Origin of the sequence: Kitasatospora sp. NPDC051702 (assembly GCF_040681575.1) — a bacterium.
Taxonomy (GTDB): domain Bacteria; phylum Actinomycetota; class Actinomycetes; order Streptomycetales; family Streptomycetaceae; genus Kitasatospora.
This window is the reverse complement of sequence record NZ_JBFAZB010000011.1, coordinates 85,197-100,142: the sequence shown is the minus strand read 5'-3', so window position 1 is coordinate 100,142 and position 14,946 is coordinate 85,197. Positions and strand designations below refer to the sequence as shown.

The 14,946-nt window shown below is 74.6% G+C and carries 12 protein-coding genes; 8 read left to right on the top strand and 4 right to left on the bottom strand.

The genetic code is table 11. The features are described 5' to 3' along the window. Positions 1 to 65: 65 nt before the first annotated feature. The 3 genes from AB0N04_RS12640 (at position 66) to AB0N04_RS12630 (ending at position 3,186) form a co-directional block, all read left to right on the top strand. Positions 66 to 917, top strand: coding sequence for a LysR family transcriptional regulator (locus tag AB0N04_RS12640; RefSeq protein WP_360210295.1), 852 nt, complete (start codon positions 66 to 68; stop codon positions 915 to 917). 285 nt (positions 918 to 1,202) lie between these two features. Continuing rightward, a complete protein-coding gene (locus AB0N04_RS12635) occupies positions 1,203 to 2,432 on the top strand; it encodes a hypothetical protein (RefSeq protein WP_360210293.1) in 1,230 nt (409 codons plus the stop codon). Beyond that, a complete protein-coding gene (locus tag AB0N04_RS12630; RefSeq protein WP_360210291.1) occupies positions 2,416 to 3,186 on the top strand; it encodes a hypothetical protein in 771 nt (256 codons plus the stop codon). Before AB0N04_RS12635 ends, AB0N04_RS12630 begins: the two co-directional genes overlap by 17 nt. Positions 3,187 to 3,239: 53 nt before the next feature. Here AB0N04_RS12630 and AB0N04_RS12625 read toward each other — a convergent pair whose 3' ends face one another. Beyond that, on the bottom strand, positions 3,240 to 3,848 hold the full coding sequence (locus tag AB0N04_RS12625) for a helix-turn-helix domain-containing protein (protein WP_360210289.1): 609 nt from the start codon (positions 3,846 to 3,848) through the stop codon (positions 3,240 to 3,242). A gap of 189 nt (positions 3,849 to 4,037) precedes the next feature. On the opposite strand from AB0N04_RS12625, the gene AB0N04_RS12620 reads away from it, so the two are divergent. Further along, a complete protein-coding gene (locus AB0N04_RS12620) occupies positions 4,038 to 5,489 on the top strand; it encodes an amidase (protein WP_360210287.1) in 1,452 nt (483 codons plus the stop codon). Positions 5,490 to 5,665: 176 nt separating this feature from the next. Continuing rightward, on the top strand, positions 5,666 to 6,901 hold the full coding sequence (locus AB0N04_RS12615) for a GNAT family N-acetyltransferase (RefSeq protein WP_360210285.1): 1,236 nt from the start codon (positions 5,666 to 5,668) through the stop codon (positions 6,899 to 6,901). 74 nt (positions 6,902 to 6,975) lie between these two features. Here AB0N04_RS12615 and AB0N04_RS12610 read toward each other — a convergent pair whose 3' ends face one another. The 3 genes from AB0N04_RS12610 to AB0N04_RS12600 form a co-directional block, all read right to left on the bottom strand. After that, positions 6,976 to 7,551 (bottom strand): DinB family protein, encoded by a 576-nt coding sequence (locus tag AB0N04_RS12610; RefSeq protein ID WP_360210283.1) that lies wholly within the window; start codon positions 7,549 to 7,551, stop codon positions 6,976 to 6,978. Between the two features lie 63 nt (positions 7,552 to 7,614). Further along, on the bottom strand, positions 7,615 to 8,127 hold the full coding sequence (locus AB0N04_RS12605) for a GNAT family N-acetyltransferase (protein WP_360210281.1): 513 nt from the start codon (positions 8,125 to 8,127) through the stop codon (positions 7,615 to 7,617). A 131-nt stretch (positions 8,128 to 8,258) separates the two neighbouring features. After that, the gene (locus AB0N04_RS12600) at positions 8,259 to 10,124 is read right to left on the bottom strand and encodes an endonuclease/exonuclease/phosphatase family protein (protein ID WP_360210279.1); all 1,866 of its coding nucleotides are present in this window, start codon (positions 10,122 to 10,124) and stop codon (positions 8,259 to 8,261) included. 412 nt (positions 10,125 to 10,536) lie between these two features. Here AB0N04_RS12600 and AB0N04_RS12595 point away from each other — a divergent pair, with 412 nt between their 5' ends. Genes AB0N04_RS12595 through AB0N04_RS12585 form a run of 3 tightly spaced genes read left to right on the top strand, consistent with a single transcriptional unit; the run spans position 10,537 to position 14,938 of the window. Further along, positions 10,537 to 11,766 carry a hypothetical protein gene (locus tag AB0N04_RS12595; protein ID WP_360210277.1) on the top strand — a complete coding sequence of 410 codons (1,230 nt, stop codon included), beginning with the start codon at positions 10,537 to 10,539 and terminating at the stop codon, positions 11,764 to 11,766. After that, positions 11,763 to 13,883, top strand: coding sequence for a hypothetical protein (locus tag AB0N04_RS12590; RefSeq protein ID WP_360210275.1), 2,121 nt, complete (start codon positions 11,763 to 11,765; stop codon positions 13,881 to 13,883). The genes AB0N04_RS12595 and AB0N04_RS12590 overlap by 4 nt, the downstream gene beginning before the upstream one ends. Continuing rightward, the gene (locus AB0N04_RS12585) at positions 13,880 to 14,938 is read left to right on the top strand and encodes a MoxR family ATPase (RefSeq protein ID WP_360210273.1); all 1,059 of its coding nucleotides are present in this window, start codon (positions 13,880 to 13,882) and stop codon (positions 14,936 to 14,938) included. The genes AB0N04_RS12590 and AB0N04_RS12585 overlap by 4 nt, the downstream gene beginning before the upstream one ends. The last annotated feature ends 8 nt before the right edge of the window (positions 14,939 to 14,946 follow it).

Here is a 14,946-nt window from a genome sequence, read left to right as displayed (position 1 = left end):
GGGTCCAAGACCGATCGGGTGGGCATCGATACCCTCCAGGTATCGATCCGGAGTACCGTGGCCGGATGGAGACCAGGGAACTGCGCTACTTCGTCGCCGTCGCCGAGGAGTTGCACTTCGGGCGCGCCGCGCAGCGGCTCGGGATCGCGCAGCCGCCGCTGTCACGGGCGATCCGGCAGCTCGAACGCCGGCTCGGGGCGGCGCTGCTGGACCGGACCAGCCGCACCGTCACGCTCACCGAAGCCGGCTCGGTGCTGCTGACCGAGGGCCGGGCGGCCCTCGACGCGGTCGAAGCGGCCGAGCGCCGGACCCGCCGCGCCGCTCTTCCCCCGGCCGGCCGCCCCGGCCTGGTCCTGGTCACGAAGGCCAGCGCGTCCCGCGAACTGCTGGCGGAGCTGCTGGACGCGTACGCCGCCGAACCCGGCGCCGCCGCCGTCGAGGTCCTCCTGTGCGGTCCGGCCGAGCAGGAACGACTGCTGCGCGAGGGCCGGGCCGACGTGGCGCTGCTGCACCGGCCGTACGACTCGACGGCCGGGTTTCACACCGAGGAACTCGGCACGGAGGGCCAGGTCGTGGTCCTGCCGGCCGGGCATCCGCTCACCGTCCGGCCCCATGTGCACATGGCCGACATCACCGGGCTGCCCGGCCTGCCCCTGCCGCGCTGGCCCGCCCCCGACGGCAGCTACCCGCCCGGGCCCGGCCCGCAGGTCCGCGACCACGCGCAGCTGCTGCAGCTCGTCGCGCTCGGCCGCGCCTGCGCGGTCTCACCGGAGTCGTGCCGGGACCGACTGCACGGTGACCTCGCCGCCGTCCCCGTACTGGACGCGCCGAAGGTCACCACGGTGATCGCCTGGCCGCCGCACAGCCGGTCCCGAGCCGTCGCCGACCTCGTCCGGACGGCGACCCGCCTCCGGTAGTTCCCGGTGGATCCCCCATGCCTCGGCCGAGGTGGCCCGGCTCGGCTGCCCGGGCCGGAGCGAGGCGCGTGGCGGCCCGGCGGTGCAGCCGCCGGGCCGCCACCGCGCCCGGCGGTCGCCGGTGCGGAACCCCGTTGCCCGCCGTCGGGGCCCGTGAGAGCATCGGGGTCCAACGGTCCGTCTCCTGCCGTCCACGCCCCGCGGGGTGAAGGGCGGAGTGCGGGCCATTGCCATGTCCGCGGTCGTGGGAGATCCACACCGCCCGCGCACGACAGGGACCGTTCGATGCACACGACAGAGCCGGCGGAAGCCCGCATCGAGGACTCGGGGACCGTCCTGGTCGCGCCCCCGGAGCTGCAGGACCACGAGGTGCTCAGGGGGTTCTTCGGGTCCACGATCACGCCGGAGGAGCTCGCCGCGGGCGCGGCCGACCTCGCGGGGAGGACCGTCTACCTCTGCGGCGACGTGTCGGGAACCAGCCGTCACCGACTGCGCGCGGCCGCCCGGGTGTTCGTCGTCCGGGAGCTGTCGCACGGCTACCGCGGGGACGCCGACGCACCGTGGACGCCCGTCGGCCTCGGCCGGGTCCCCGTCCGCGTGCACGGCATCGGCGTGTACTACCCGCGCTTCTTCGAGCCCGACGCCGACCACTTCGGACGGATCCGTGCCGAGCACGCGTTCCAGTCCCTGACCGAGTCCACCAAGCCCGGAACGGCCCACCGCAGCGGGATCTACCTGACGCCCGTCACGCAGGACCGGGACGAACTGCACTTCCGGCTGCTCCGGTGCTCCACGAACCTCTCCGGACCGACGGAGAACTTCCGCCCGACCGACACGCACATCGTGGAGGCGCTGAACCGCGAGGCCGCCGACGTCTTCCGCGGCCAGGCACCGCTGAACCACGTCCTCGCGCAGATCTACCACAACACCCGTGCCACGGCGGAGCGCAGGCAGTCCAAGGCCAGGATCTCGTCCCACGCCGACAAGACCAAGGACATGCCCGTCAACGGCATCATGGCCTTCTGCACCTTCTACGACCGGCTCGACCGGCTGCAGCCCCTGCCCGACGACGCCTTCGACCACGGCGTGAAGGGCACCAGCGGGCTGACCAGGCTCCACTTCCGCCTCAAGGAGCAGGCCGGCGGGCCGGACGGGCCCGCGCTCCCCCCGCAGTTCACCCTCACCCTCCACCCCGGCTCCGTGTTCTTCATGCCGCTGTCCACCAACCGCCTGTACACCCACGAGATCCGGCCCTCGGCGCTGGACGCCGAGCTGCTCCCGACCCGCCTGGGCTACGTGGTGCGCTGTTCGAGCACCGAAGCCGTCCACCGGGACGGCCGGACGTTCCTCAAGACGCCCGGGGGCCCGGTGCCGCTGGAGCCGTCCACCCCGGCCGGAATGGACGAGCTGCGCCGGCTGTACGCCGAGGAGAACCGCACCTCGGCCTTCGTCGACTACGGCCGGGAGTTCCTCTTCAGCATGAACGCGGGAGACTACGGTGCCCCCAACCTCTAGCCTCCCGGACGGGATCCTCTCCTGCACGCTCCCCGCGGAGGAGGACCTCTTCGCGGAGCTGTCCGCGTCGGCCCGGCTGGAGGACCTGGGGAAGGGCCGGCGCGGCGCCACGCTCACCAGGGTCGACGAGTCGGGCGGCGTGCCGCTCGTCCGCACCACCACGCGCTACGTCCGCCCGGCGCAGCGGTTCCGGGCGGTGCACGAGCGGCTGGCCCGGCGGATCCGGGAACACGCGGACCTCCCGGTGGACTTCGACAACGCCCTCGTCGAGTGCTACACGAACGCCTACCGGACCATGGGCGGCCACTCCGACCAGGCCCTCGACCTGGCCGACGGGTCGTTCGTCGCCGTCCTCTCCTGCTACCGGCACCCCGACGCAGGCCCGCCGAGGAAGCTGGTCTTCGAGTCGAAGGGGCCCGGGGGCGAGAGGTTCGAGGTCCCGCTCACCCACCACGGTGTCGTCGCGTTCTCCGTCGACGCGAACCGTCGGCTCAGGCACCGGATCGTCCTGGACGCGCCCGCCGGGGCGGCGGACAACCAGTGGCTGGGCGTGACCTTCCGGACCTCGAGGACCTCGCTGCGGTTCCGGGACGGGCATCCGTACCTCCCGCAGGGGGCGCGCCTCGTTCAGGCCGACGAGGAGCAGCAGCGTGAGTTCTACCGGCTGCGGCGCCGCGAGAACCAGGAGACGGACTTCGTCTACCCCCCGCTGACGTACACCGTCAGCGGGAGCGATCTGCTGCCGCCCGTCTGAACTGCGGCCCCTGACCGCCGGTTTCGCCCGGCCGGGCCGCCGGGGCCCGCCCCTCAGCCGGTGGGACCGGGGGCCGGGTGGCGGTCCAGGACGGCTTCGACGATCCTCATCAGCCGCTCGCCCGCGCGCTCGACGCTCCCGTTCTGGACGCTCACCTGGGCCCCTTCGAGGAGGAAGGTGAGCTCCGCCGCCGTGTCCTGCGGATCGGGCAGCCCGGCCCGGACGCACAGGTCGGTGAGCCGGCGCAGCTGACGCACCTTGTGGGCCTCGATCAGCCGGCGCGCCGGGTGGGTGCGGTCGGGCAGCTCCGCCACGGAGTTGATGAACGGGCAGCCCCGGTGGGAGATCCCGGGGAGTCCGTCGGCGATGAACCGAACCAGTCCGAGGATCTGCGCCCGGGGGTCGTCGGGGTGGGCCTGCGCCAGCCGGTCGAACGCGGCGGTGTAGTCGGCCGCGACGATCCGCAGCCACTCCTCGACCAGCGCGTCCTTGGTGGCGAAGTGGCGGTAGAGCGCCATCTTGGTGGTCTCGGCCCGGTCGGCGATCGCCTGGACGCCCACCGCCCTGATCCCCTCGCGCGAGAAGAGCTCCTCCGCCGCGTCGAGGATCCGCTCCCGGGGCGGCAGTTTGGCCACCCTGCTCTGTCTGCCGGCCCTGTCCATGTTCGCCGTTCGATCCCTCGTCGGTCCGGTGGGGCGGGGCGTTGTGGTGCCCCGGCGGCAATGTTACGGTACCGGCCAGTCCCATGCGATACCGATCGGTATCGCGAGATACCCAACGGTCTCGTCCCCGATCCCGCCCGACCCGACCCGACCCCGATCCCGGCACCGCCCCCTCCCGAACGGACCCGAATGAAGCTCTCCGAGTACGTGACCCACGACGGCGTCGGCCTGGCCGACCTGGTGGCCCGCGGCCAGGTGACCGCCGCCGAACTCGCCGCCACCGCACAACGGGCGGCCGACCTGGTGAACCCGCTGATCAACGCCGTCGTCGAGACCTGGCCCGCGGACGACACCCCGGCCCCGGGCAGCACGCCACTGGCCGGCGTGCCCTTCCTGATCAAGGACCTCGCCGTCACCATGGCCGGCAGGCGGACGGAACTGGGCAGCCGGATCGCCACGGGCCACGTCGCCGCCGCCGACTCCGCGCTGATGACCCGCCTCCGCCGCGCCGGGCTGGTGACGCTCGGACGCACCGCCACCCCCGAGTTCGCCTACAGCACCACCACCGAAGGCGTCCTGTACGGCCCCACCCGCAACCCCTGGGACCCGACCCGCAGCCCCGGCGGCTCCAGCGGCGGCTCGGGAGCCGCCGTCGCCGCGGGCATCGTCCCGATCGCCCACGCCACCGACGCCGCGGGCTCCATCCGCGTCCCCGCGGCCGCCAACGGCCTGTTCGGCCTGAAGCCCACCCGCGGCCGGATCTCCATGGGCCCCGACGCCGACGAGGTCTTCAACGGGCTCGCCGTCCACGGCGTCCTCAGCCGCTCGGTGCGCGACAGCGCCACCCTGCTGGACCTCGTCCACGGCCCCGAGGCCGGTGACCCGTACACCGCGCCCCGGCCGGAACGGCCCTACGCCGAGGAGGTCGCCCGCGACCCTGGCAGTCTGCGGATCGGCCTCCTCACCCGGCCCTGGGGCGGTCGCGCCGTCGACGGCGCCGTCGTCGAGGCCACGCTGCGCTCGGCACGGCTCGCCGAGTCCCTGGGGCACCGGGTGGAGGAGGTCAGGGTCGACCTCGGCGTCGACTGGGAGGAGTTCGTCCTGGCCAACGCCCGGCTCTGGAGCACCAACCTGGTGACGTGGATCGACGACTTCGCCGCGGCCTTCGACCGGCCCGTCGACCCCACCACCCTGGAACCCGAGATGCTGGCCGCCTACGCCTTCGGCCGGCGGGTCAGCGGCACCGAGTTCGTCCGCGCGCTCGCGATGCGCAACGACGTGGCGCGCGCGATCGGCCGCCGCTTCACCGACCACGACCTGCTGCTCACCCCGACCCTGCCCGAACCGCCCGTCCCCCTGGGCACCTACGCCGACGGGGCCGAGGGGGCCGACGGCCTCGGCTGGACCGCGCAGCTCCTCCACCGCTCGCCCTTCACCGCCCCGTTCAACGTCGCGGGCACCCCCGCGATGTCCGTCCCCCTGGAGAGCGACCCGGCCACCGGCCTGCCGCTCGGCGTCCAGTTCGCCGCCGGGTACGGGCGCGAGGACCTCCTCTTCCGGCTCGCCGGACAGCTGGAACGAGTGGCCCCCTGGGCCGGGCGGACCCCGGCCGTGTGGGCGGGCACCGCCCACGACGCCTGACCGCACGGGCGGCGGGCGGGGGGCTACGGCGCAGAGGCTACGGCGGGGGGGCTGCGGCCCCGGGGCGACCGCGGCACCGACGGCCGAAATCCGTTTGACCGGGCCGGTCCGCGGCGGTGCACTGTGGCGGGACACCACAGGTCGTGGTGCCGGCACCCCGGGGAGACAGCGCAGCGATGGAGATCCGTCCCACCACCGAACAGGACCGCGACGTCTTCGTCGACACGCTCCACGCCGCGTTCGGGTTCTTCCCCGAGCCCCCCGTCGAGCCCGGGCACGGGGGCTGGTGGGCGGCGTACGAGATGGACCGCGGCCTGTTCGCGGTGGAGGCGGACGGTCGCCCCGTCGCCACCGCCGGCGCGTACTCCTTCGAACTCACCCTGCCCGGCGGCGCCATCGTCCCCGTCTCCGGGGTGACGGCCGTCGGCGTGCTGCCCTCGCACCGGCGCCGCGGCGTGCTCACCGCGATGATGCGCCGCCAGCTCGCCGACCTGCGGGCCCGCGGGGAGGTCCTGTCGGTCCTGACGGCCTCCGAGGCCACCATCTACGGCAGGTTCGGCTACGGCTGCGCGACGTACACGGAACAGCTGACGGTGCCGCACCACCGGGCCGTCCTCGCCCCGTCCAGGGCGCGCGGCCGGGCCGGCGGCGCGGCGGGCGGCGCGGACGCCGGATCCGTCGAGGTGCTGCCGCGCTCCGCCTGCGGGGACGTCCTGGAGGCGGTGTACGACCGCTACCGCCGCGCGCAGCCCGGCGCGCTGTCCCGGCCGCACCGCTGGTGGCAGCTGGGCGCGGGGAAGCCCCCGATCGCCCCGGCGAAGCGCCACGTCGCCGTCCACCGCGATGCGGACGGCGTCCCGGACGGCTACGCCAGCTACCTGGTCGGCGACGGCCGCGTCCTGACGGTCGACGAGACGATCGCCGCCGACGACGCCGTCCACACGGCGCTGGCCCGGTTCGTGCTCGGGCACGACCTGGTGTCCGAGGTCGTGTTCAAGCACGTCCCGCCCGCGCACCCGCTGCGCTGGCAGCTCGCGGACTACGCCGCCGGCCAGCCGGGCAAGCACACCGACTGGCTCTGGGTGCGGCTGCTGGACGTGCCGCGCGCCCTGACCGCCCGCGGCTGGCCGACCGACGGCGAGCTCGTCCTCGACGTCGACGACCCGTTCCTGGGCGAGCACGGCCGCCACCTGCTCACCGTCCGCGGCGGCCGGGCCACGTGCGTGCCGACCGACCGCGAGCCCGACCTGTCCCTGGACGTCCGCGACCTGGGCGCGGTCTACCTCGGCGGCACCGCCCCCAGCACCCTGGTGCGCGCCGGGCACGTGCTCGAACACCGGCCGGGCGCCGCCGACCTCGCCGACGCCCTCTTCCGCGCCGAGCGCCCGCCGCACTGCCTGCACTGGTTCTGACACCGCGGGCGGGGCGGGCCGCTGGTCCGTGGGGGCAGGGCCCGCCCTCACGGCTCAGCGGCCGCCGGGCGGTCTCACTGGCCGACGCGGCCGTCGACGCATTCGCGCAGCAGGTCGGCGTGGCCGCAGTGGCGGGCGTACTCGTCGATCCGGTGCACCAGCAGCTCGCGCACCGCGATGCCGTCCTTCACCAGTCGCGCACCCAGGTCGTCGAACGGGGCCAACGCCGCGTCGGTCGCCGCCTGTTCGCGCTCCAGGTCGGCGAACGCGGCGTCGACCACGGCCCGGTCGCCGACCGCGCCGTCGAAGTCCGCGTCACGCGCGCCGTAGAGCTTCGGCAGCGGCTCGGCGTCGTCCAGCCAGGTCCGCCAGTCCCGCTCCACCTCGGCGAGGTGGCGGACCAGGCCGAGCAGGGACATCGTGGACGGCGGCACCGCCCGGCGGGCCAGCTGCTCCGCGTCCAGGCCCTCGCACTTCATCCGCAGGGTGATCCGGTAGTTCGTCAGGAAGCCCTGCAGGGTGGCGGCTTCGCCTTCGATCTCACCGGCCCCGCCGTTGTCGCGGGGGTCGTCGTCCGGGTCGGCCCACATGTCGGGGTGGATCGTCGCCCTGGTCCACCGCTCGGGTGCGTCGTCGCTCATGCGCGCCATGATCGCCGGTGCCCACGGCGTCCGCCACCGGGTCTTCCCGGGGCGCGGCGCGGCCGCCGGCGGTCAGTCCAGCGGGAGGACCATCTCCAGGATCCGGGCCCGCGGGTCCAGCGTGTAGGGTTTCGCGCCACCGGTGTGGGTGAATCCGCGGCGCAGGTAGAAGGCCGCGGCGCGGTCGTTCGTCTCATGGACGCCGAGCAGCATCCGCTTCGCGCCGCCCTCGGTGCGGGCCCAGTCGATGATCGCGTCCAGGAGGGCGTCGGTGACGCCGTGCTCGCGGCCGCGGTGCGCGGGCGCCGTCCAGACGCCGATCAGGACGACGGTGGCGGGCTGATCCTCCTCGGGGACGGCCAGCATCGTGCCGACCCACGCGCCGTCGGTGTCCACCGCGACCAGGCCGACCCGGTCCAGTTGCGCCAGCCCCGCCGCGCGGGCCCGCCAGTCGGCCTCGCCCAGCGAGAGGGCGGCCTCGTGGGTCTCGCCGAAGGCCATCGGGAAGTCGAGCAGCTGGGCCAGCCGCACCTCCCGCAGGCGCTGCCAGTCCTCGACCCCGATCCGTTCGATCCGGTACCGCATCCGCTCGATCCCCCGTGGCCCGTTGCCGTGGTCGGCGGTGGTCGCCGCCGACCACGGCAGGATAGCCCGGGGTCATCCCGGGCCTGCCGGGAAGGGGTGCCCGGTCACGGCGGGCCGGGCGGGGTGCCCGGTCAGGGCTTGATGCGGACCACCTGCGGGTCGTGGTCGCTCGCCTGCTCGGCGAACTCGGCGTTGATGTGCACCACGTCGTACTTGGCGTAGCCGACCTCGGGGCTGACCAGGATGTGGTCGAGCACCTGCGAGTTGCCCTGGTAGACGTAGGAGTACTGCTCGGTCTCCGGCAGCTCGTTGACCAGGTCGCGCAGCACGCCGTCCTTGGTGAGGGCGGCCAGCGCGGGCGAGAACTGGTAGTCGTTGAAGTCGCCGAGGGAGACGACGCGCGCTTCCTTGTCGGCGGCCAGCAGCTTGGCGACGAAGGCCTGCTCGATGGTGGCCTGCTTGACGCGCTGCACCTCGGAGCTGCGGGCCGGGGCCTGGAAGCGGCTGTCGATGCCCTGGTCGCCGCCCTTGCTGTTGAAGTGGTTGGCGATCACGAAGACCTTCTGGCCGCGGAAGCTGAACTGCCCGACCAGCGGCTTGCGGCTGTTCGTCCACGCCTCGTCGTTCGGCTCGATCCGGCCGGGCGAGGCGGTCAGCGCGGTGTCGGCGCCGGTGCCGGCCACGCCGACGGCGGTGGTGGCGGTGCCGCCGGCGATGTCCGTGAAGGAGACCCGCTGCGGGTTGAAGAGGAAGACCTGACGGATGTTGCCGCCGGGCTCGCCGCCGTCCTTGCCGTCCTGCGGGTCGATCGAGCGCCAGTCGTAGGCCGGGCCGCCGGCCGCCTTGATCGCGGCGATGAACTTGGCGACGGTCTGGCTCGCGTTGACCGTGCCGTCGCTCTTGCTGCCGTTGTCGTCCTGGATCTCCTCCAGGGCGACGACGTCGGGCGAGCGCAGGTTGGTGACGACGCCCTGGGCGAGCTCGGCGAACTTGGAGTCCGGGTTGCCGGGGGCCAGGTTCTCCACGTTGTAGGTGGCGAGGGTGAGTTCGCGGTCGCTCGCCTTCGCGGTGACCTCGCGCTGGAGGTGGTTGTCCTGCAGCGCGCCCATCGTGCCGGCGACGAGGGTGTAGCCGCCGAACTGGTTGTAGTCCAGCGGGCCGCTGGTGGTGCCCGTCAGCACGTCGCCCACGTTGGCGACCGGGAAGGGCTGCTGGGAGACGGCGGCCTGCTGCTGCACCATCAGCCGGCCGACGTTGGGCTCGGCGTACGACTCGTAGAGCACGCCGCCGCGCTTGCTGCGCTGGTCCTGCTTGTCGGCGGCGACCCACAGCTCGTTGTACTTGTCCGTGGCCTGGACGACCCGGACGTCCTTGACCTCGACGAGCATGCCCTCGAGCGACTCGTAGAAGTCCAGCGCGTACTTCTCCGGGTTGAGCGCCACCTGGTCGATGCTGCCGTCGGCGCCGGCCGCGGGGGCGTAGGTGCCGGGGATGTTGCGGGTGTCCACGACCACCGGGGCCGGCAGCGGGTTGCCGGAGGAGACCACGGTGACGGCGGGGCCGGAGATCTCGGTGACGGACTGCGAGCCGCCCGAGAAGCTCGGGTAGTACTCGGTGACCTTGCCGCTGACGAGGACGGAGTCGCCGACCTTCACGGTCGGGTTGCCGCCGGTGAAGACGAAGACGCCCTCGCTGGTGGCCGGGTCGGCGTCGGGGTTCGGGTCCTGGATCCAGAAGCCCTTGGAACTGCCGTACGCGCGCACGCCGGTGACGATGCCGGGCACGCCGGTGACGGGCTTGCCGGCCTGCGGGGATATCCGGGTGGTGCCCTGGACGTCGTGGATGCGCAGCGGCCCGGCCTCGGTCGGCGCGGCCGGGCCGGCGGCGAAGGCGGCCGGGAGCGGGACGAGCACCAGCGAGGCGGCCAGACCGGCCGGCAGGATCGCGGCGCGCAGCAGGGCCCGGCGGGGACGGGGGGCGGGAGCGGCGGTGGTCACCGGAGCATGACTCCTAGCTCGTCGCGCGGCATGTGGGTTCGGCGCGACGGTCGGGGGTGGCACGGGGGCCGGCGCGCGTGGGGCCGCCGGTTCGTGACGGAGGGTCGGGCGGATGCGCGCAAACGTGCGCTACCCGCGTAGAGAGAGCAGGAGTCGGTCACCCGCCCCCCGCAGCGACCCAAAGATACGCGCGTAGAAAATGACGCGACAAGACCTTGACGGTGAACTTTCGCACTCCTCACAGCGGCCGATCGGGACAATCCGGCCTCCTGTGACGATCCGGACGCCACCGCGATGGCCCCGGCCGCCCGGCCCCGGCCACCGGCCGGCCGGGATTTCCTGACCACCGATCAGCACCCGCCCCGAGCCGCTACCCTCGGTCCCCGGGGGCGGAACTGAGGGGAAGACACACGTGCGGTTCGTTTTCGTTCACGGCACTGGCGTCCGGCGCGAGCGCCACGACCTCCTGTTCGGCCTCGTCGCCGAGCGACTGGGCCGGCGGTTCCCGACGGCGGCCGTCGACTCCTGTTACTGGGGCGACGAACACGGGGCGAGCCTCGCCCACGCCGGCGCCTCGGTGCCCGGCTTCCCGCCGTCCGGCCCGGCCGGACACCCGGGCACCACGGCCACCCCGCCCGACCGCGCGACGGCCGAGTGGCAGTTGCTGCTCGTCGACCCGCTGTACGAGCTGCGCCTGATCGCCGCGCTCGGACCGGAGCAGGCCGGCCGGGGGATGCCCGGCGTCCGCGCGGCCGGCTTCCAGACCGCCGACCTGCTCGCCGCACTCCCCCGGCACCCGGAGGCCGGGAGCGAACTCGCCCTGCTCCTGCACGCCACCGGCCTCGACGGCTCGTACCCGTCCGCACTGGACACCGTGGGCGCGTCGGAGGAGTTCCGGGGCGCCTGCGAGGCCACCACCGCGGCCGCCGCCGGCGATCTGGTCACGGCCGCCGGCCGGGCCGTCGTCGCCCGACTGCTCTCCCTGCACGCGGAGTCGACCCTCTGCACCGGAGCCGAGCGGGACCGCCTCGTCGAGCTCCTGACGAGCGCCCTCGGCGGCACCGGCCGCGGAGTGGTCGGCAGGGCGGCCAGGCTCCTCGGCGCGACGGCGCTGCGGATGACCCCGCAACCGTGGCTCGACCACGGCCGGGGCCGCCTCACCGCGGGCTCCGTCCCGGTGCTGGGCGACATCCTGCGCTACCAGGCCAAGGGCGGACCGCTGCGCGACACCCTGGCCGCGCACGTCACCGCCTCCGACGGTCCCACCGTGCTGATCGGCCACAGCCTGGGCGGTGTCGCCCTCGTCGACCTGCTCGCCCTCGCCGCCCTCCGCGGGAAGCCGCTGGGCGACGTCCGCCTGCTGGTGACGGTCGGCTCGCAGGCCCCGTTCCTGCACGAGCTCGGCGCCCTCACCGGGCTGCCCACGGGCGCTCCCCTGCCGGCCGGCTTCCCCCGCTGGCTGAACGTCTTCGACCGGAACGACCTGCTCGCCTTCCGGGCGCGGCCGGTCTTCGCCGGGGCGGACCAGGTCGTCGACCACGAGATCGACAGCCGCCAGCCGTTCCCGGTCTGCCACAGCGCCTACTGGAAGATCGACGACGTGTACGACCGGATCGCCGAGGAGACCAAGGCCCTGCGGTGACCGGACCGTTCGACGCACTGCCGGAGTTCCCGCCGCACCGGGTGCACGCCCTCGTCGTGGGCGTCGAGACCTATGACACCGGCCCCGACTGGGACCTTCCGGGCGCGGGGCGGGACGCCGCCCGGATCGCCGACTGGCTCACCCGGTGCGCTGGCCTGCCGGCCGCCAACGTCCGGCTGCTGCTGTCGGCCCCGGCCGGCCGCCACGCGCCCGCCGCAGGCGCGTACCCCGCCGGGGCGCCGTTTCCCGTCGGCGGCGCGCACCCCGCCGGGGCGCCGAACCCCGCGGACGGCGCACTCCCCGTCGAGGCCGCCACGGAGGCCAACGTCCTGCGCGTGCTCTTCCGTGAACTCCCCGCCCGGGACGGCGACCTGCTGTGGATCTACTGGGCCGGCCACGGGTTCCTGGACGGCACGGACCGGCTGATGCTCCCCTACACCGACGCCACCGAGCAGCGGACGAGCCACCTCAACCTCGGTTCCGCGCTGCGCTGGTGGCGGTCCGGCAGCGCACCCCCGGGCCGCTTCCGCCACCAGGTCGCGATCGCCGACGCCTGCCGGATCGACGAACGGCCGCTGTCCGCGTACACCTTCGGGACCACGGAGTACGGCGGCGCGACCACCGACCCCGACCGGCACCAGTTCGTGCTGTACGCGAGCCGGGCCGCCGAGCAGGCGCGGAACGACGCCGAACGGGGCGCCGGACGGTTCACCGAGAGCCTGCTCGGGAAGTTCGCCGGCCGCGGCCTCGGCGAGGTCGTCCACGGGCTGCCCGGCATCGCCCGCGCCGTCCAGGCCGACTTCGCGCTGAGCCGGGCGGCCGGCGCCGGCGGACAGCACCCCGAGTTCCTGGTCGACCGCGGATGGGACGGGTCCCCGGTCCTCGGCGACCGCTGGACGGCCCCCCGCCCGTCCGCCGAGGCCGCCCGCCTCGACCAGCAGGCCTGGAACGGACTCGGCGCCCTGCTCGCGGGGCGCCGGCTCCCCGACCACACCTACGACGCCTACCGCTGGGCCTTCGAGGTCGGGGGCTGCGCCGCCCCGCCGTCCCGGGCCCTGCCCTCCACCCAGCTGCTCGACATCGTCCGCGACCTCGACCAACGCCACGGCAACCCCGCCCGCCCGCACCTGGTGCCGGCCTTCCTCCGGCACCTGGCGGCCTGGAGCGACGACCGGCCGTGGGCCCGGCGCGCCGACTCCTGGATCGACGGCACCGTGACGAGGACGCGCACCCCCGCGGTCCCGCCCGCGCCGCCACGGCCCACCGAGGGGCCGGAGCTGCACGTGAAGCTGACCGAGGACAGCCTGGCCGGTGACCGCTACTGGGTCCGGATGTGGTTCCACGAGGCCGCGGCCGGGTTCCGCAGCCTCTGGGAGTCCGACCGCCCGTTGCCCCTGGCGGAGGTCCGCGACCACCTCACCGAGCAGCTCCGATCGCTGCTCGCCTCCCCGGGCCGGACGGGCGCCCCGCTCGGCCGGATCGAGTTCGACGTCCCCTATCCGCTGCTCGGCGAGGCCTTCGAGTCCTGGCGACTGCCGCTCGGCCGCCCCGGCCGGCCGGCCCGCGAACTCGGCGACCACTACGAGGTCGTCCTGCGCTGCCCGGACGAGCGGGTGGGGACCTCCGCCGAGTCGTGGCGGCAGAAGTGGCGCTGGTTCAAGGTCCACGGCGGCGAGCAGTCGGCCGCGGTCCACCGGGTCCGCGACCAGGACGTCTGCGAGGAGCTCGGGCTGCTCCTCCAGAAGGAGTCGTCGCCGGTCGCCGTGCTCGCCGAGGTCTCCGAGCCGTACGTCGACGGCACCCTGGAGGCCGTCCTCGACGCGGGGGTGCCCATCGCCGTCTGGCCGCGACCGGCGGCCCGCCCCGCCACCACCGGCCCCGCCACCGACACCACCGGCCCCGCCACCACCGGAGCCGCGACCGGCAGCGGCGCCACCGACACCGGCACCTCGCTGGCCTGCCGCGACGTCCGCGAGCTCCCCCTGACCGTCCGCAGGCGGCGCCGGTGGCCGGACGGCCGCCCGCTCGCCCTCCTGTGGGACGACCCGGACCGGATACCCGAACAGCGGTTCGCGGGCGTGACGCCCCGCGCGGACGAGAGGACGAGCGAGCGGTGAACGACTGGTGGATCTACCAGGGCGAGGGGACGGCCCGGGACAGGCTCGACCGGCTGGCCGGGCGGCAGCCCCCGTGGCGGACCTACAGCGGCGTCCCCGACCCCGACCGGCCCCCGCCGGACACCACGGGCGAGGCCTGGCGGGACACCGTGCGCCGCGGGGCCGGCTACGTGCCGGAGCGCGCCGAGACCGAGGCCGTCAACACCGCGCTCTACCTGCGCCGGCCGCTCCTGGTCACCGGGAAGCCGGGCGTCGGCAAGTCGACGCTGGCGCACAGCATCGCCGCCGACCTGGGCCTCGGCCCCGTCCTGCACTGGCCGGTGACCAGCCGGAGCAGCCTGCGCGACGGCCTCTACCACTACGACGCGATCGGTCGGCTGCACGACGCCAACCTGCGCCACCTGGCCGCGGGCGGCCCGGAGCGGGCGCCGGACCCGGGCGGCGCCACCGCGCCCGGAGCGGGCGACATCGCCCGGTACCTGCGCCTCGGCCCGCTGGGGACGGCCCTCCTCCCGGCGGACACGCCACGGGTCCTGCTCGTCGACGAGATCGACAAGAGCGACATCGACCTGCCGGGCGACCTCCTCACCGTCCTCGAGGAGGGGTCGTTCGAGATCCCCGAGCTCGCCCGGGTCGCCGCCGACCGGCCGCGGGCACGCGTCGGCACCCACGACGACCCCACGGTCACCGCGCTGGTCGAGAACGGGCGGGTGCGCTGCCGCGCGTTCCCGGTCGTCCTCTTCACCAGCAACGGCGAGCGGGACTTCCCGCCGCCGTTCCTGCGCCGCTGCATCCAGCTCCACCTGGAGCCGCCGGACGAGGACAAGCTCACCCGCATCCTCTGCGAACGGCTCGGCCTGGCACCGGCCGAGGGCCAGGAACACGCCGACCTGGTCCGGGAGTTCCTCACCCGGCGGCGCGGCGGCGACCTCGCCACCGACCAGCTGCTCAACGCCGTCCAACTCCGCCTCAGCGGCGCCTGGACCAGCCCCGAGGACCGCTCGCGCTTCCTCGACACCGTGCTCCAGCGGCTGAACGGGCCCGTGACGCCGTGACGGGCGCC